We start from the raw sequence: 19,055 nt of genomic DNA, 5'->3' as shown, positions 1-19,055 counted from the left end.
TTATTTTTTTTTGATTGTCAACTGATTTAAAACTTTTGCACGTTCGTCCTGAGGGGAATTCATCAGGTAAAGATCGTACAGTTCACCTTTGGTCCAAGTGCCTATCATATCTCTGTAGAAAGGACTGCCTGGGTTTCCGGATTGCCCTCCAGGATAAACTCCCTTTGCTACCGGACCTTTTTTACCCAGTTCCACAACCATTCTCCAGGATGGGCCGTTGCTTTCACTCAATGCATTGATCGTACTCTTTCCGCCACCATTCCATAAAATTTCAGATCCGAAGCCCGGAATATTGGCTAGGTGAGGGACGTGAGTGCCCTTCACATTTCCCCACTTCCAGTCTTTGCCGATAGGACCGTATTTACGCTCCAGGCTGTCACAAGTATAGGTTAATGCCTCAAAAACGAGGTCTGGCAAAGTTTCCTTTTCGGGCGTACGAACATTGTCGAACCATTTGGATCCCGGATCTTTCAGAATCAGTTCCACTGTTCTGTCACGGGAAGGATAGCGCATGGGGATATTTTCAATTGTAAAGTCGTCGTCCCAGATATTAAAGAACAGTCTTTTTGTCCACAGTTCGAATATAGAAGGGGCAATTGCATCAGCACCGTAAGACTTGTTCCATTTGTACATGACCTGTAATGCTTCTTTCTGTGTTGCATTCAGTTTTGCGGGGTCTAAGGCTTTGATTAGTGCTGGGAGTATATTTTCCGCGAAAACACTGTAGCTGTCAGACTGCATGATCCGCATGCTGTCCAATGTGATGTTTTCCATGCTTTTCAGCCTGTCGTTTATTCTTTTGCCTCTTTCATAGGGTGCAAATTCCCAGTTGATGTAATAAGGATAATCAGACGCCGTTGAACTTTGATTTGCAGAACTCACGAAGTTCCTTTCAGGATTTTTGACTGTTGGATTTTGTGCAGCAGGTATCCATCCTTTCCAGTCATTTGCAGGATTCGAACCATCCAATATAAATTTCCCCTGATTTTTCCATTTTAAAGGGAACTTTCCATTTGCAGTTATCGCAATATCATCAGTTGCGGAGGCAAATACGAAATTCTGGGCCGGGGCTGTATAGTACGTCAGTGCCTTTCTGTAGTCTTGATAGCTTTTGCCACGGTTCAGATAATAAAAAGTCAGGAGTTCGTTAGAACGGTCATGGGCGATCCAGCGTAAGGCACTTCCGGTAGGAACGTTATTAGCCATTTTAAGGTCATCAGGCTTTTTAAAATAGACAACAGGGCCGTGGTGTGTGTAAATTACTGTGTCGGTTTCTGTCCTTTCACCCCTTATTTTTATCTTTTCCAACCGGCTGGTTGTGTTTTTCCAGCCATTGTTATATTGATACTGACTATGTGTGTCATCTTTAAATTTGACCTGATAGAAGTCCAGGACATCAGCTGCAACATTAGTTACGCCCCAGGCAATATGCGCATTAAAACCAATTATAATTCCAGGAGCTCCAGGCAGGGAAACCCCGTAGCTGTTCATTCCAGGAGCATGAAGCTGAATCTGGTACCAGATAGAGGGCAAAGTTAGATTAAGGTGGGGGTCATTTGCCAGTATTGGGTTTCCGGAGGCTGTTTTCGCTCCTGATACTGCCCAGTTATTACTGCCAATACCCTCTTCCAGTTGTTTGGTTTTTATCTGACTGGTCTGAATCACAGAATTAGCTTGCGGAGTCGAAGGAACCTGCAATGGTTTAAAGTCCCATTTGGTGCCTACGGGAATGATAGGGTCTTCTCGAAATGGATAATCCGGGAAAAGGTCTGCGGTAACAGCAGAACCAAATTTCTGCAGAATATTGGTCATGTAAAATTCGTCTGAGCCCATTGCCAGTACGGCAGACATCTGTTTTAGTAAAAGGGCGCATTTTAACGGCGTCCAGTCCTCCGGTTTAAAATCCAGAATTTTGTATTCTACCGGTAATGTGCCGGAATTTAGAGAATGAATATAATCGTTAATTCCTGCGGTGTAGGCCAAGACCATTTCTCTGGACTTGGGATTCTCCATCATACCCTTCAGCGAATTCTCAGCACCATAGACCATACCCATTCTTCTCTGATAACGGTCGAGTTCAAGTGCTTTAACACCAACGACCTCCGATAAACGACCAGCTGCGTATCGTGTTTGAAAATCCATCTGCCAGAGGCGGTCACGTGCAGTAATATATCCCTGGGCGTAATAGGCATCATGGTCATTTTGAGCGAAAATATGAGGGATCATCCTGTCATCGAAAACAACCTCCACGGTTTCCTTCGTGTTTCGGAGAACCAATTTGCTTTTTTTAGGTTGTTTAATTGCGACCGAATTTTTCCAGAAACCTGTAAAAGGATTTAAGAACTTTAATATTGGGGGGACACTACCAAACTTAGTGTTCAGTGAGTAAGCGAGCAATATGGGTATAACGAGGTATATAGCAGCCTTAAATTTGTTCCTCATAGAATTAGATTCGCTTTGTCAATATTTCCGTAAAGTCGGTTTGCTGCAATTTAATACAATTGTAACATCCTTACTAATCTATTTTGCAAAACAACATAGCGCTGATCCGGATTCAAAAATAAAGGCATAAATACGACATAATTAAATATAAAAAATCTTGGGTTTTGATATAATAATTAACACTTTAGCTAGTATATCAATACTAATCAACAGAAATGTTGATACAGAAAACGTTTTATGGAAGAACCAGGAAAAGAAATAGAGAACAAAGAAAATATTAATGAGATTGTGGAAGAGTCTGTACAGCATCTCAATAATCCTGTACTTGCGCTCAAACCAATTGTAAAGAAATATCTGACACCGGTACAGAAAGTGGAGCAGGAAGATAATCGGTTTTATTTTTCTGACGGGGAAGCTAAAGTAGAAATCAGAGTCGTCAGCAATGAAATTATACGGGTGAGACTGGCGCCACACGGTGTTTTTTTGGAAGATTTTTCTTATGCTGTTCCAGTCGTAGACCAGAAGGTAAGTACTTTTAATCTGGAAGAACTGGAGGAGAGTTATGTAATTTCTACCAATACCGTAAGTTGCCATGTGCGGAAAGCCGATTTTCATATCTCTTTTGTAGATAACCAGACACACATGATCATGAGTGAGGATGCATCGCCAATGCACTGGGAAGAAAATGCCGACTTCGGCGGGTATTACGTATTTGCCACTAAGAAGTGCAATCCGGAAGAGAACTTTTTTGGGTTGGGAGATAAGTCGGGCAATATGAACCTCAGAGGCAGGCATTTCCAGAACTGGAATACAGATGCTTATTCTTTTGGCTGGGATCAGGACCCTTTGTACCGGACCATTCCATTTTATACCGGCGTGCATCAATCTGCAGCTTACGGAATCTTTTTTGATAATACATTCCGGTCCTATTTTGATTTTGGAAGAGAAGATAATGATAAAACAAGCTTCTGGGCTGACGGCGGGGAACTGCAGTACTATTATATTCACGGCCCGCATATGATGGATGTAGTTAAACGGTATCAGTCTTTAACCGGAACGCATCCTATGCCGCCAAAATGGGCATTAGGGTATCATCAGTGTCGTTGGAGCTATTATCCGGAAAGCAAAGTAAAAGCTATTGCAGAAGGATTCCGGTCAAGATCTATTCCATGTGATGCGATTTATTTCGATATAGACTATATGGATGGATACCGTTGTTTTACCTGGAATAAAAAACACTTTCCCGACCCCCGTAAAATGATTAAGGAGTTGGCAGATGATGGATTTAAGACTGTTGTAATGATAGATCCGGGAATTAAAGTAGATGATAATTACTGGGTTTTTAAAGAAGGTAAAGCCAATAATTACTTCTGCCGCAGGAGTGACGATTACTTTATGGAAGGCCATGTCTGGCCGGGCAGATGTCAGTTCCCAGATTTTACTAACCCTGTTGTTAGGGATTGGTGGGGTGGTCTGTATAAAGAGCTCGTAGAAATGGGAGTAGCAGGCGTGTGGAATGATATGAATGAACCTGCAGTATTTGGAGCAGGAACTTTTCCAAATGATGTACGACATAATTACGACGGATTCAGAGGGTCACACCGTAAGGCCCATAATATTTATGGGATGCAGATGGTACGGTCTACTTACGATGGGTTGAAAAAACTCATGCGCAATAAAAGACCGTTTACTATTACCAGAGCTGGTTATTCCGGAATGCAACGTTATGGCTGCGTCTGGACAGGTGATAACGTCGCCAGCTGGGAACATCTGAAGATGGGTAATATCCAGTGTCAGCGTATGTCTGTCTCAGGAGTACCCTTTTGCGGAACCGATATCGGAGGTTTCAGTGAGGAGCCGGATGGTGAATTATTTACCAGGTGGATTCAGCTCGGTACATTCTCGCCGTTTATGCGTGCGCACTCGGCCGGTGATACCTCAGAAAGAGAGCCATGGAGTTTCGGAGAGCCCTTTACCAGCATTAATAAGAAATTTATAGAACTTCGTTACCGTTTAATGCCATATCTGTATTCTGTTTTCTGGGAACATCACAGATACGGATTCCCGATTTTGCGCCCATTGGTGATGCTTGAGCAGGAAAACATCAGTAATCACTTCCGTCAGGACGAATTTGCTTATGGAGATAAGATTTTGGTTTGTCCTATTTTAGAGCAGGGTGCAGTTTCCAGAACGGTATATCTGCCGAAAGGGGAGTGGTATAACTTCTGGTCTCATGACCTGTTAAACGGAGATGCCGAGCATCATATTGAAGCACCGTTGGAAACAATGCCGATTTTTGTTAAAGCGGGAGCGGTGATACCAGAATATCCGGTTATGCAATATGTAGGTGAAAAACATATAGAGGAGGTTATGCTCAACGTCTATTTCACAACTCATGAAGTGAACTCCTTCTTCTTCGAAGATCATGGCGACACATTTGCCTATGAACAGGATATCTATTCCGAAAAGAAATTTACAGTCAAAGGCTCTGCTAATCATCTTGACATCTATCAGCAACTGGAAGGTTTATATACGCCGAATTATGAGTGGTATAATTTTAACTTCATTGGTATTCCGTTTGAAGTTAACAAAGTGTATGTAGATGGTGTGGAGGTCAAAGATTTTCAAGTCGACGAGCATAATTGCTTCAGATTCAAGACCAATAAGAATTTTAGTGAGATACAAATCAGGTAAGGCTAATTAATTAATCTATCAGCCTGCTGAATAATAAGAAAATAAATATGGCAAAGAAGACTCAAGGCAAACCAGTAAATACTACACCAGTTGCAGATCGCCAGGCACCCGTCTGGATTTATAGTTTGCTGACAGATTTTGATATTTCGCTTTTTATTTCAGGGAAGCACTTCAGGCTTTATGAAAAGATGGGGGCTCACCCCCTGAAGGTCGACGGTGATAAAGGAACATATTTCGCTGTTTGGGCACCAAATGCACATGACGTTTATGTCACTGGAAATTTTAATGACTGGCATAAAACCAGTCACAGATTATACCGGAGACTGGATTCCTCCGGTATCTGGGAGGGGTTTATACCGGGTGTAGAAAAAGGAACAGTTTATAAGTATTTTATTCATGGGTATGATGGCCATAATTACGAGAAAGGCGATCCTTTCGCAACACGGTGGGAGCATCCTCCACAGACCGCTTCAGTAGTTTGGGATACTGAGCATGACTGGAAAGACCAGCGCTGGATAAAAGTCAGGGAAAAGCTAAACGCAATAGATCAGCCGATGTCCGTATATGAAGTACATTTGGGCTCCTGGCAGCGCGATCCTGCGGACCATACCAGAATTCTTACCTATAAAGAAGTTGCCACCTCGCTGGTTCCTTATTTAAAAGAGATGGAGTTTACGCATGTAGAGCTGATGCCGGTGATGGAATATCCTTATTATCCATCCTGGGGGTATCAGATCACAGGCTATTTTGCCGCTTCATCCAGGCATGGTACGCCTCAGGAACTGATGGAACTGATTGAGGAGTTGCATGCAAATGATATTGCTGTAATACTGGACTGGGTACCTTCACACTTCCCCGGAGATGCCCATGGACTATTTAAGTTTGATGGTACACATCTTTATGAGCATGCGGACATGCGAAAAGGCTTTCATCCGGACTGGAAATCTTATATTTTCAATTACGATCGGAACGAGGTGAGATCTTTCCTCATCAGCAATGCGGTTTACTGGATTGATCAGTTCCATGCAGACGGACTGCGGGTAGATGCAGTAGCTTCTATGCTTTATTACGATTTTTCGAGAAAAGAAGGAGAGGCGGGGACCAATATTTATGGAGGAAGAGAAAATCTCGGAGCTATCCAGTTCCTGCAGGATTTAAATGAATATGTGTACGGTAATTTTCAGGGCGTACACACCATAGCAGAAGAGAGCAGCACTTATCCCGGCGTAACCAGGGCCGTAGAAGAGGGAGGGTTAGGATTTGGTATGAAGTGGATGATGGGTTGGATGAATGATACACTACAATACTTCAAGACTGATCCCATTGACCGGAAATTCAAACATCATCAGCTCACCTTCAGTACAACTTATGCTTTTACCGAGCGGTTTATGCTTCCTTTTTCCCATGATGAAGTTGTGCACGGTAAATCATCTATGATTTATAAAATGCCGGGAGATGAATGGCGTAAACACGCTAACTTGAGATTGCTCTACGCCTACATGTTTACACAACCAGGTACTAAACTGTTGTTTATGGGGAATGAGTTTGCACAGAACGGCGAATGGAATTTTACCAGAAGCCTGGAGTGGGACCTGTTGCAGTTTGCCCCCCATAAAGGAATGCAGCGGTACGTGAAGGCCTTAAATCATTTATACAGAGCAGAGCCGGCGCTATATCACTTTGGATTTTCGCATGAAGGATTTGAATGGCTGAGTGCAGACGATGCAGACCATTCCGTCTATGTGTATACGCGTAAAGGAGCTGCTGCCGAAGATACTTTAATTATTATACTCAATATGACCCCGGTTTACAGAGAAAACTACCGTGTAGGTCTTCCTTTTGAGGCAGAATGGGAGGAGATCTTTAATAGCGATGAAGAGATTTACTTTGGAAGCGGAAAGCTTAACAAGCAAACATTTAAACCCGAATCCTTTCAATATGGAGAGCGCGCGTTCTCCATTCAGCTGAATATTGCGCCTTTAGCGGCGATGGTTCTTAAACAGCCTGATAAACTGCATAAAAAAAGGATGGCTAAATAAGCCATCCTTTTTTTATAAATGAAAATATAATCTTATTTCAGGTTACCGTAGTACTCTACGAATTTAGCTAAAGCAGAAGAATATCCCCACTCGTTATCATACCATGAAACAACTTTAACGAAGTTATCATTCAATGCGATACCAGCATTTGCATCAAAAATAGACGCGTGGTCATCACCAATAAAGTCAGAAGAAACAACCTCATCTTCAGTATAACCCAGAACACCTTTTAAAGCACCTTCAGAAGCAGCTTTCATGGCATCTTTAATTTCCTGATAAGTAGCTGGTTTTTCCAGACGTACAGTTAAATCAACAACAGAAACGTCAGCAACCGGTACACGGAAAGCCATACCTGTCAATTTACCTTTTAGCGCAGGAATAACTTTAGTTACAGCTTTAGCTGCACCAGTAGCAGAAGGGATAATGTTAGAGAATCCACCACGTCCGCCTCTCCAGTCTTTCGCAGAAGGACCATCAACAGTTTTTTGAGTTGCAGTAACAGCGTGAACAGTACTCATCAGACCTTCAGCAATACCCCAGTTGTCATGTAATACTTTAGCAATCGGAGCAAGACAGTTTGTCGTGCAAGATGCATTAGAAACTACAGTCTGGTCAGCAGTTAACTGATCGTGGTTAACACCCATTACGTAAGTAGGGATGCTGTCATCTTTCGCCGGAGCAGAAAGAACAACTCTTTTTGCACCTGCAGTAATGTGTTTCTCTGCATCAGCCTGAGTCAGGAATAAACCTGTAGACTCGATAACAGTTTCCACACCAACTTCATTCCATTTTAAGTTAGCCGGATCTCTTTCAGCAGTGATACGGATAGTTTTTCCGTTAACTACTAAATGACCGTCAACTACTTCAATAGTACCGTCAAAACGGCCATGTGTAGAATCATATTTTAACATATAAGCCATGTAATCCGGCTCAACAAGGTCATTGATTGCAACGATATCTAAACCTCTCTTTAAAGCAGCTCTGAATACTAATCTGCCGATACGGCCAAAGCCGTTAATTCCAATCTTTGTCATTATTATTAATTTGAATAGTAATTAAGTAAATTATATATTGGTTCTTTGGTAATCGAATTAATTGTTATCCCGTTTTTTTCGGCAACGAGTTTAAGCCTGTCCGGAAAATTACCGGCTACTATGCCGACAAAATGAACATCCTGTCCAGGGTGTTGTTTGATCATCGGCAACAGGTAGGTATCCATATAACGCTGAAATGCCTCGTCAATAATACGCTGTATATAGACGTGTTCCTGGTTTTCTATGTAAAAGTCCAGAAAACTACTCAAAAAATGCTGAGCCATAGATTTCTGGTAAACTCTTTCTAAAATCTGCGAGCGGTTCAGGTCATATCTTTTTCGGAATTTTTTTAATAGTTCCGGGGGAAGTTTTTCCTGAAGATAGTGTTTCAGGATTATTTTACCCAGATAATTTGAAGAACCCTCGTCTCCCAGAACATATCCCAGTCCGAAATTGTTCTCCTCTGGCGCCTGGCCATTAAAGTAGGCACAGTTGGATCCGCTCCCAAGAATACCGACAATGCCAGTCTTCTGGTAACATGCCGCAATTGCCGCACCATAAATATCATCCTGCACAGTGATTTTACTAAACTTAAAAAAGGAGGCCAGCGTTTCCGTTAGCTCCTTACGTCTTGCCGGAGAATTAGCACCGGCAGAAAACACATAAATCTTTTTGATCCGCTCTGCATAATTGATCAGTGTGATTTTTTTATTCAGCTGCTGAAGCACCGTTTTGGCTTCGACAAAACAAGGATTAAGCCCGGGCATGCTACATTCTGCAATAAGCTTACCTTCATTGGCTATTTTCCATGCCGCTGTTTTAGAACCACTATAGACCACCGCTATCATATCAGATTGATAACACTTTAGTCATTTCCAGCAGGTCACTTTCCAGTTTAAAACTGTGTGCAGTTAATGCCTCGTCTAAACTTGTCAGCTGGATATCGTTTCCACGAAGACCAACCATCTGGCGTGAACTGCCTTTCAGTAACTCATTTACTGCTGCATACCCGAGTCTGCTACCTAAAATACGGTCAAAACTACTTGGGCTGCCCCCGCGTTGTAAATGGCCGAGTATAGTTACTTTAGTATCATAATGATTAAAGCGTTCCTTTACATGTTTAGCAATATCGTATGCGCCGCCCTGCTTATGGCCTTCAGATACAATAACGATGCTGGAAGATTTTTTAGTGGCAGCACCAATTTCCAGTGTTCTGATCAGTTCCTCCAGGCTGGTTGCTTTTTCCGGCAATAATACTGCTTCAGCTCCGCAGGCTATTGCGCTGCGTAAAGCAATACAGCCAGAATCCCGGCCCATCACCTCGACAAAGAAAAGCCGGTCATGTGAGTCAGCTGTATCACGTATCTTATCAATCGCTTCAATAACAGTATTGATAGCGGTATCATAGCCCAGTGTAAAATCTGAACCATATAAATCATTATCAATTGTACCAGGGATACCAATTACACTTACCGGGTGTCTTTCAGAAAAACGCCTTGCACCTGTAAAAGTACCATCTCCACCTATTACAACCAGCGCATCAATATTATGCGCCTTCATGTTGGCATAAGCCTGATCCATTCCTTCATCAGTTTTAAACTCCAGACAGCGGGCAGTTTTAAGCACCGTTCCACCCAGATGAATTATATTACTAACGGAGCGGGCGTCCATAGGGATAATATTATTATTAATAAGTCCCTGGTAACCTTGAAGAACACCAAACATGTTGATGCCATTATATATTCCTGTCCGGACAACTGCCCGGATGCATGCGTTCATTCCAGGAGCATCTCCTCCTGAAGTTAGTACTGCTATATTTTTAATATTTGGTCTCATCTGATACTACGAATATACTGTGTAGAAGTTACACTAAGTAATTTATTTTGTTTTTTTACCTAAATACCATATAAAGAATGAATTTATTCAGGTGTTTAATTAGGAAATGCGGGTGATCAAAATTCTTGATGCCCATCGTGTTTTTCAGGGCATAAGTTAATATAAATTTATTAAACTAGTAAACCCCGACAATTCGCGTTAGGTGTGTTTGATGCCGGTAAAGTCTGATATTTGAAAAAATTGACATACATTTACGACAATCCGGTTAAGCAATAGAGATTTATGATCAGACAAAACCGGATAAGAAATATTATTATAATATTTGTAGAATTGTCCTGACCACCAGTAAACCTGTTTAATCTGTATTAAATGAGGTTTTTTTGTTTTAAGGGGAAAATGTTCAGTGTAGATTTATAAATTAAAAGAAATCGTTTTGAAAGAAGTATTACCACAGTTTAATTCAACCTTCTCCATTGACTGTATCCTATTCGGTTTTGATGAAGGTGAATTGAAAATTTTGCTGATTGAGAGAAATGAAGAGCCGTTTAAAGATTGGTGGGCACTACCTGGAAACCTGGTAAGTGAAAATGAAAGCCTTGACCAGTCTGCTTCAAGAATTTTGCATGAGCTTACAGGGATAGAAAATGTCTACATGGAGCAGTTTTATACTTTTGGAGATGTCGGACGTCACCCGCAGGGGCGTATTATTTCTGTTGCTTATTATGCAATGCTCCGGCTAGGGGGAGATAAAGCACTGAAACCAGTTAGCACCTACGCGAAACAGGCTTATTGGATCAATGTTAAAGACCTGCCGAAGCTAGCCTTTGATCATCAGAAAATATTTGACCAGGGACTGGAGAAAATTAAGCGACGGATTAAGCATCAGCCGATTGCATTTGAGCTGCTGCCTGAAAAATTTACACTTACACAACTTCAGAATGTATATGAGGTTATTCTGGGTAAGAAGCTTGATAAAAGAAATTTCAGGAAAAAGATGTTAAGTTTTAATGTACTGAAAGACCTCAATGAAAAACAAAAAGGAGTTTCCTTCCGTGCAGCAACCTTATACCGCTTCGATAAGCGGAAGTACGGTAAACTGTTTGGCAAAGAAATATCTTTCTAAATCAGCGGAGCCGCCGCCGGAATATATAACGCTGAATTTCTGACATAAAAAAACCGCTATCTTTTACAGACAGCGGTTTTTTTATGTCAGAAATTCTCCTGAATTATTTAATCAAAGATTTAGAATGCGCCATATGGTATTCAACCAGGTCATCTATAGGTGAGCGGATAATTTTTCCAACACCCATTTCGTAACGGTCAGCAACAATGCTCAGAATATCTCTGAAGCTGTAACCAACAGAACCTACACAGTTTAGTGAGAAATCTTTATAGTTCGGGTAGTGAATAACAAGGTTCTCAAAGAATGCCGTGAATGCATATTCAACAGTAGAGAATGTATAATCTTCATAGCTATCTTTGTAATCGTACAGGAATTTACTGAAACCTGCGCAAAAACGGTTAGGAAGCGGTTTATTGTAGATATTATCAAAGATGTCCTCGTTGGTCAGCGCGAAATTGTCGTAGAAACTTTCTCTCAGACCTTTAGGCATATAACCTTTCATATAGTCACTCAAAATTCTTTTTCCGATAAAGCATCCGCTACCTTCATCACCAAGGAAATAACCCAGCGAGTCAATGTTTAGCGAAATATCTTTACCATCGTAAAGGCAAGAATTAGTACCAGTACCTAAAATAGCGGCAAAACCAGGTTGGTCACCAAGTACGGCACGGCATGAAGCCAGTAAATCATGGCCTATATTAATTTGTGCGTTCACAAATACTTGAGCCATTGCCTCTTCGACGATTTTTCTTTTGCTATCTGTAGAGCAGCCAGCACCATAATAATATACTTCTGTAAGTTTGTCTGCTTCCAGGTGATCTGGTAAAGACTTTTTTAGCGAGCCAACAATATATTCAGTACTTGAAAAGTACGGGTTGTAACCTTCGGTGTTGAAATGAATTTTTCTACCAGCTTCATTAATTAAGCACCAATTGGTTTTGGTTGATCCACCGTCTGCAATAACTATCATCTTAATTTGTTTTATGGGGGGTAAAAGTAAATATTCCTGAACACTCGAACTGTATTTTTTCCATTTTATGTTTTTTATGCCGTTTAGGAATTTATTAATTTGGTTTTTTTCTCTGTTTAATAATTTTAAGTAACTCTTTTTCTGATTTTTAACGTACTTGAAAACAATACATATTTATCTCAAATTAAGATATTGTTAAAATAACACTAAGCTAAAATTACACTTGTTATTTTAAATTCCAAATTTTAAAATAATTACTCAGGATCTAAATGTCCTTTTATTCTACGATAATAGCAAATCATTCCTTTTTAAATAGGGCCTATTTGGTTATAAAAGAACTCCATACCGTTAATGTAACGTTTTGGCGAATTATAAATGTTTTTATAAACAGTCTTTATGACAATTATCATATTGAATTCGATTAGTCGAATTTTTTAAAGAAATAGAAGAAATGCTCAGGTATAACCCGGGCTAAATTAATAAATTTGCTTTTGCAGTATTTTCATGCTGCAGAGCGGATAAAATAAAAAGATATGTTTACAGGTATAATAGAAACATCAGGAACCGTTACCGGACGCAGATCCGAAGGAACGAATATTCATCTGACAATTGCTTCAGCAATCACTGCTGAACTGAAAATAGATCAGAGCATTTCACATAATGGTGTTTGTCTTACGGTCGTTGCACTGGATGACAAGACACATACGGTAACTGCAATTCAGGAAACGCTGGAGAAGTCAAACCTCGGTGATCTCCGGGAAGGCAGCATTGTAAATCTGGAACGCTGTATGCAGATGAACGGGAGACTTGACGGCCATATCGTTCAGGGCCATGTCGACCAGACTGGTGTTTGTATTTTAAGAAGGGAAATTGATGGAAGCTGGGAATACAGATTCCGTTACGATGCCGCTCCAGGCAACGTCACTGTAGAAAAAGGCTCTGTTTGTGTCAATGGTATTAGTCTTACAGTTGTTAATTCAGCCGCTGATGAATTTTCTGTATTTATTATTCCCTACACTTTTGAGCATACTAATCTGAAAGAAGTAACAGAAGGAGATACGGTTAATCTGGAATTTGATATTATTGGTAAATACGTGGCCAGACTAATGCCTTTGAACCGCGCATAATTGATTGTTCTAAAGAATGTCCAGCTTCTTTTTTCTGGCACGTGCCAGTTATTTTAAGATTATTGGCAAGGTAATTGGTTGATTGACATTGTAATTAATCAGGTGTTAAACCATAAAGAAGCAGATATGAATACTTTAGAGAAGTTTGAGTTGATGGAGAAAATTGTCAGAGAGTTAGAAGATCTTCAACATTCTCAGCAAGCCATCATACAGAAAATAGGAAAAATAGAAGTTGATAATATAGAACTGGGTGATAAAAGATTGGAGCAGGATCTTCCCGATATGCACCAGCGTGTAGCAGACAATCTGGATACTATTGTTGGTATATTGGATTACTTCGCTGATAAGACTCAGAACTTTGGTAATAAAAATAATGTTGATGCGCTTAAAGAACAGCAAATCATTAAAGATGCTACCGGATAATAATACATAATCCGGAATTGAGAGAGAGCTCCTCTAATATACTACCTCCAAAATTTAACACTATTTTTGGGACAGCATATTAGGGGGGCTTTTTTTATGCTTCGGGCTTTGGTATTTTTAATGAAAATGTAGTCCCTTCATCTCGTTTACTATCAATTCTGATACTTCCGCCGTTTTTGGCCATAAAGTCCCAACAAACCATTAATCCGATGCCTGTTCCCTTTTCATTGCGGGTACCCCGGCTGGAGATATTTTCCTGATTGCGTATTTTCTCCAGGTTGTCGCTTTCAATCCCAATACCATTATCTATAATATGCAGGGCGATGAACTGCACTTCGTTCGCTGCGGATATTCGGATCGTACATCCGGAAGAACAGAATTTAATCGCATTGGCTATCAGGTTTCGGATTACAATCTGCATCATTAGTAAGTCGGCAAAAACTACAAGATCTCCGGCAACGTCCGTTAAAATTGTAATCTCCTTGAGGTTTGCTGCTTTCTGATGGTAGTTTCTTTCGGAATCGATGAGCCTTTTCAGGTTAAAACATTCCCGGTTAATCCCGTAACCATTAAGCTGGCTTCTGGACCAGTGGAGTATATTATCAAGAAGATCTGTTGTATACACAATATCTCTGGCCAATGCCGGAGAAAGGCTTTTGAATTCCTCCGGGCTAATCAGCTCATCATTATTCATTTTCAGGACTTCAGAAAGATTCAGTAAAGGTCCGCGCAGATCATGTGCCATAATAGAAAAGATTCTGTCCTTCAGCTGATTGAGTTTTTGAAGTTCGTTAGCCTGTCTTACCGTTTTCAACGCTTCCAGACGCAAAGTAGTGATGTCCTGAAAACGGATAATAGTAAAGTGCCGGTTAAGCTTATTTTCATTTAATATCCGCAGGTCTGCCTCCATGTATTGAATCCTTTGATTAACCAATATCTGGATTTCCTGTTTACCAGGAACACTCACCCTTAGTTTTTCCAGAAGCTCCGGCTGGTCACTTAGTACCGTAGAAAGAAGCTTCCCGCTTAACCGCATCTCTGAAGGCATGCCGAAATGCTTTTTAAATGAATTATTATAATCGATAATGGTGAGGTTGTCATCGAAAACCACAAATCCATCTTGCATCAGTTCGAGTATTTTTTCCCTGGCAATAGGTTGAATATCAAATAACCTGAATTTATAAATTGAAATAGTGATCAGTAAAGTGGAAATCAGAAAGGCAAATGGCGTTAAATCCAGGCCATATAAAGAAACTAAATTGAATACATAAATAATATTTGTTATCCAGGGTAAAGCTGCACCGATTAGTATCGTTTGATTTTGTTTCCGGTATATGGGGTCAGATTTACTGAATTTTCTGATTAGAAAGAAATTACTCAGCAGGAGTAAAGCATAAAAATAGGCTACAAAGAAATAATAGGAGATTCCTCTTTCTATGTGTAAAACAGAGTATGGCGGGCCTGGAACCAGGTAAGTTGACTTATAGTGCAAATGGTGAAAATCATTTGTCCAGACCAGTACAAGTGTAATTATAGGCACGATAGATGCGAGGAATAAATTACCGCGGTTGCGGATCCACTTTTCGTGTCCGGCCACGTCCATGCTAAATAGAAACCAGGATAATGGAAGACTTGTGATTCCCAGATATTGTACACCGGTAAGCCAGCTAATTTGGGATGTACTTGCTAGTTCCAGACCATAGCTTACCGACCAGATTGAATTTGAAAGAATAAGAAACCCAATCCACCGAAGTGTGCCGGGTTTATTACTTAAGATCAAACACGAAATTAAGAACGTAAAACTGCCGAGGATAATTAAAACCAGCGCGTAAAAATTAAAATCAAAATTCATTTAACAGTTTAGTCAGCCTTGAAGACAGACTCCGCGGCAAATTTATAATTAATCATCTTTGTAAAACTATGTTTAGCAGACAAATAAATAAATTTTAAACAGGCTCTGAAAATATTTCTAAATTTACATTTCAATAATCAATCTAAAATTAGTCTATCATGAAAAAAATTATTTTATCGGCAATATTTCTTTGCTTCAGTTCTGTCGCATTCAGTCAGTTGCTGCCTAGCTTTCAGTTCGGTTTGAAAGGTGGTGCAAACTTGTCTAAATTATCTACTGAAAACACTTTTAGCAGTGATAATAAAGCAGGTTATTATGCAGGTCTGTGGGCAAGAATCGGTGCCGCCGGCATTCATTTTCAACCCGAGCTTTACCTGAGTGGTAAAAACACTACACTGGTTAGTAATGTTGACCCTGTGGGCGTAGAAAACAAAGTAAGGTTCACCAGTCTGGATGTTCCTTTGCTTATTGGTACCAAGATTGGCGCAGCGGGTGTAGGACTTCGTTTAAATACAGGCCCTGTCGTTTCGTTTCTGTTGGATGACAAACAATCTTTTGGACAGGCAACAGGAAATGTATTCAATGGCAGATTTAAAAATCAGTCAGTTGGATGGCAGTTTGGTGCAGGACTGGATATCGGAAGCCTGGGTGTTGACCTGAGATATGAAGCAGGAATTTCTAAAATAGGAAAAGAAGGTTACAGCGATACTAGAATGAATCTTTTCACTTTAGGACTTGCGTATAGATTATTCTAGAATTTTTACTCCATCCGGAACACTTCAACGATTTAGTAGAAGAAGGAAGGATGACCATAAAAAAAGCAGATGTACCTCCGGGGCATCTGCTTTTTTTGTGCCTTTTGGATACGTCATCATTTTTATCTATATCTCTGATTCAGAACACTAAAAGAGATAGTTCTGGCGTTAAATTTGTATTCTTCCATTTCCAAATTTAAAATCTAATATCATGATGAGTGTAAAAGAATTGTTAATGAACGGTAGCAGCTTTCTATTGCTTTTAAAACAGTACGCAATTGATATTGCCGATGTTAGGATCAAAGATGAACAGGTTTTAAATGACCAGTTTTTACAACATCCCGAACAACATCAGGAGAGCGTGTGGATTGAAGGTAAAACTAAGGACGGGGTGATCAGCTTTTTTGGTACACTGCATTATAACTTACTGGAGAAACTCGCCGTATTTGAAATGCAGGGATTGGAGAGAACTCCGACTTCGGAATTAAATTAAGAAGCCGGTTGTCTTACTTCCTTGATTTCGTAGTTAAACGCACCTTTAATGGGGCGTATAGGATTGTTATAGGTTTCGCTCAGTACTTTAACATAACAGGCGCCGAAATAAAAGATCAGGGAAGAGTAAAATACGAATAACATAATCAGTACGATGGAACCGGATGCACCATAGATATTTCCAATGTTGCTCCATGGCAATGCAATCCGAAGGATATACTTACCGAGGGTGAATAATACTCCGGTAAGTAGTCCTCCCATTCTAGCATCTTTCCAAGATGGCCTTCCATTCGTCAGGAAACGGAAAAGAACTGTAAACCATATGGTTACAATTATCATAAATAAAAACTGATTGAGCAGGCTGAGCAGGAAATTTCCAAAATCTGGAGAAGCCGCGTTAATATAGGCGGCGAGAAATGTTTGGAAACTATCCGTCAGAATTCCTACAAAGAACAAAATACCAGCCAGCATAATGATAACCATAGATCTGCCCCGGTTTTTCATTTGGAAAACAAAACTGCTATTCTCCTTAAGCCCGATAGACCAGATCTGATCCATCGAATTCTTGATCACGGCAAATAAAGTTGTTGCTACGAAGAGAAAGAAAACGAAGCTGATCAAAGTGGCATACCATTTATGGTCAATCCCCCTTATATTTTTAAGTACCTCACGCATTTGCTGGATACTACTGTCTTCCAATATACTCGATAGCCTGTCGAATAGTTGGTTAAGCATGATCTTTCTGTCGATGAAAAATCCGAAGATCCGGATTAGGATCAGCAGAATGGGTGGTAATGCGAAATTAGCAAAGAAGGCGGTAGCACCGGCGAGCCTTAAAGGGTCATTTTTCTGGAATAAGCGGAATGCCGAAAGCAGATGAGTACTGAATATTTGAATGCTGTTGCTGATCTTTCTGAACATAATTCCTTTTACCGGATAAAGAGCCTGTTTCAAATATGTCCGGCGCCCTTTTTTTTGCAGCTAAGATAAACTTGAGCCAGCCAGGAGCGAACACAATTGAATTCGAAAGTACTTAATATTTTTAATACGGGGTAATATTCAAACAAAAAGCCGGTCTTTTGGACCGGCCTTCGGGCATTAATCTAAAAATTACAAGTTCCCTCTTTTCTCCTGCTCACGCTCCAGAGATTCGAATAAAGCTTTAAAGTTACCTGCCCCGAAAGACTGAGCACCCTTACGCTGAATGATCTCAAAAAATAACGTTGGCCTGTCCTGTACCGGCTTGGTAAATATCTGCAGCAGATAACCTTCCTCGTCATAGTCTACAAGAATGCCCAGTTCCTGCAAAGGGGCAATGTCCTCATCTATTTTACCAACCCGTTCCAGTAAATTGTCGTAATAAGCAGCTGGAGGTGCGCTTAGAAACTCTACGCCACGCGCCTTCATCGCTCTGACGGTTTTAATAATATCATGCGTCGCAACGGCAATATGCTGTACACCTTCACCTTCATAAAATTCCAGGTATTCTTCAATTTGAGACTTTTTCTTTCCTTCAGCGGGCTCATTGATTGGAAATTTAACATAGCCGTTCTGGTTACTCATCACTTTACTCATCAATGCAGAATATTCAGTATTGATCTGTTTATCATCAAATGAAAGAATATTACGGAAGCCCATTACTTCCTCGTACCAGCGGACTGCTTCGTTCATCCGGTTCCAACCCACATTACCAACACAGTGGTCAATGTAAAGCAGCCCTGTATCTCCGGGGATGTAGTCACTATCCAGTGCCATATAGCCCGGCATGAAAGCACCTGTATAGTTTTTACGTTCTACAAACAGATGTATAGTTTCTCCATAAGTATATATTCCGGCGGTACGCACTTCTCCGAATTCATCTTTTATGGTTTTTGGTTCCTGATAGGATATGGCGCCACGTCGAATAGTTTCTTCGTAAGACTGGTAAGCATCGTCTACCCAGAGCGCCAGAATTTTTACGCCGTCTCCATGTTTGCGGACATGCTCCATGATTGGACTGTCAGAATGCAGTGGGGTTGTTAAAACCAATCTGATTTTGCCCTGCTGCAATACATAAGACGCACGATCCCGTATGCCGGTTTCGGGCCCTGCATAAGCAACAGTGGTGAAACCGAACGCTGTTTTATAATAATGGGCAGATTGCTTAGCATTACCTACGTAAAGTTCCAGATGATCTGTCCCATTTAAGGGAAGGAAATCTGTTGCTGCCGTTTTCTTTTCTACAACTAATGATTGCATTTTGGTTGAGTTTACAGGTTAAATTTTTAA

15 protein-coding genes are annotated in these 19,055 nt (G+C 40.5%); 7 read left to right on the top strand and 8 right to left on the bottom strand.

Annotated elements, in window-relative coordinates:
• A complete protein-coding gene (locus tag BLR53_RS17175; RefSeq protein WP_074591445.1) occupies positions 1-2,442 on the bottom strand; it encodes a penicillin acylase family protein in 2,442 nt (813 codons plus the stop codon).
• Between the two features lie 237 nt (positions 2,443-2,679).
• Between BLR53_RS17175 and BLR53_RS17170 the strand changes: the two genes are divergently transcribed.
• Together BLR53_RS17170 and glgB are read left to right on the top strand one after the other, a co-directional pair.
• Positions 2,680-5,136, top strand: a complete 2,457-nt coding sequence (locus BLR53_RS17170; protein WP_074591443.1) for a glycoside hydrolase family 31 protein — start codon at positions 2,680-2,682, stop codon at positions 5,134-5,136.
• Between the two features lie 47 nt (positions 5,137-5,183).
• Positions 5,184-7,175, top strand: a complete 1,992-nt coding sequence (gene glgB, locus BLR53_RS17165; protein WP_074591441.1) for a 1,4-alpha-glucan branching protein GlgB — start codon at positions 5,184-5,186, stop codon at positions 7,173-7,175.
• A 32-nt stretch (positions 7,176-7,207) separates the two neighbouring features.
• Here glgB and gap read toward each other — a convergent pair whose 3' ends face one another.
• From gap to pfkA, 3 genes are read right to left on the bottom strand one after another with little or no spacing between them, the layout of a single operon-like run.
• A complete protein-coding gene (gap, locus tag BLR53_RS17160; protein WP_037440556.1) occupies positions 7,208-8,209 on the bottom strand; it encodes a type I glyceraldehyde-3-phosphate dehydrogenase in 1,002 nt (333 codons plus the stop codon).
• Positions 8,210-8,214: 5 nt separating this feature from the next.
• The gene (locus tag BLR53_RS17155; protein WP_074591438.1) at positions 8,215-9,057 is read right to left on the bottom strand and encodes a hypothetical protein; all 843 of its coding nucleotides are present in this window, start codon (positions 9,055-9,057) and stop codon (positions 8,215-8,217) included.
• A gap of 1 nt (position 9,058) precedes the next feature.
• Positions 9,059-10,045 (bottom strand): 6-phosphofructokinase, encoded by a 987-nt coding sequence (pfkA, locus tag BLR53_RS17150; RefSeq protein WP_037440552.1) that lies wholly within the window; start codon positions 10,043-10,045, stop codon positions 9,059-9,061.
• A gap of 433 nt (positions 10,046-10,478) precedes the next feature.
• Between pfkA and BLR53_RS17145 the strand changes: the two genes are divergently transcribed.
• A complete protein-coding gene (locus tag BLR53_RS17145; protein WP_037440550.1) occupies positions 10,479-11,168 on the top strand; it encodes an NUDIX hydrolase in 690 nt (229 codons plus the stop codon).
• 103 nt (positions 11,169-11,271) lie between these two features.
• Here the strand turns inward: BLR53_RS17145 and BLR53_RS17140 are convergent, their stop codons facing one another.
• Positions 11,272-12,138, bottom strand: a complete 867-nt coding sequence (locus tag BLR53_RS17140) for an N-acetylglucosamine kinase (protein ID WP_037440548.1) — start codon at positions 12,136-12,138, stop codon at positions 11,272-11,274.
• Positions 12,139-12,671: 533 nt separating this feature from the next.
• Here BLR53_RS17140 and BLR53_RS17135 point away from each other — a divergent pair.
• On the top strand, positions 12,672-13,265 hold the full coding sequence (locus tag BLR53_RS17135) for a riboflavin synthase (protein ID WP_074591436.1): 594 nt from the start codon (positions 12,672-12,674) through the stop codon (positions 13,263-13,265).
• A gap of 126 nt (positions 13,266-13,391) precedes the next feature.
• Positions 13,392-13,688, top strand: coding sequence for a hypothetical protein (locus BLR53_RS17130; RefSeq protein ID WP_037440614.1), 297 nt, complete (start codon positions 13,392-13,394; stop codon positions 13,686-13,688).
• 94 nt (positions 13,689-13,782) lie between these two features.
• Here the strand turns inward: BLR53_RS17130 and BLR53_RS17125 are convergent, their stop codons facing one another.
• The gene (locus tag BLR53_RS17125) at positions 13,783-15,540 is read right to left on the bottom strand and encodes a sensor histidine kinase (protein WP_074591434.1); all 1,758 of its coding nucleotides are present in this window, start codon (positions 15,538-15,540) and stop codon (positions 13,783-13,785) included.
• A 158-nt stretch (positions 15,541-15,698) separates the two neighbouring features.
• Here BLR53_RS17125 and BLR53_RS17120 point away from each other — a divergent pair, with 158 nt between their 5' ends.
• A complete protein-coding gene (locus BLR53_RS17120) occupies positions 15,699-16,295 on the top strand; it encodes a porin family protein (protein ID WP_037440542.1) in 597 nt (198 codons plus the stop codon).
• A 211-nt stretch (positions 16,296-16,506) separates the two neighbouring features.
• Positions 16,507-16,788: a hypothetical protein gene (locus BLR53_RS17115; protein WP_244889563.1), complete on the top strand. Its 282-nt coding sequence runs from the start codon at positions 16,507-16,509 to the stop codon at positions 16,786-16,788.
• On the opposite strand, the gene BLR53_RS17110 is transcribed toward BLR53_RS17115, so the two are convergent.
• Entirely contained in the window at positions 16,785-17,708 is a 924-nt protein-coding gene (locus BLR53_RS17110; protein ID WP_037440612.1) for a YihY/virulence factor BrkB family protein, read from the bottom strand. The two genes, BLR53_RS17115 and BLR53_RS17110, sit on opposite strands and share 4 nt — an antisense overlap.
• A 189-nt stretch (positions 17,709-17,897) precedes the next feature.
• Positions 17,898-19,025, bottom strand: a complete 1,128-nt coding sequence (gene hppD / locus BLR53_RS17105; protein ID WP_037440536.1) for a 4-hydroxyphenylpyruvate dioxygenase — start codon at positions 19,023-19,025, stop codon at positions 17,898-17,900.
• Positions 19,026-19,055: the final 30 nt, after the last annotated feature.

Origin of the sequence: Pedobacter antarcticus (genome assembly GCF_900103515.1) — a bacterium.
Classification (GTDB): Bacteria; Bacteroidota; Bacteroidia; order Sphingobacteriales; family Sphingobacteriaceae; genus Pedobacter; species Pedobacter antarcticus.
This window is presented reverse-complemented; position numbering and strand designations above follow the sequence as displayed.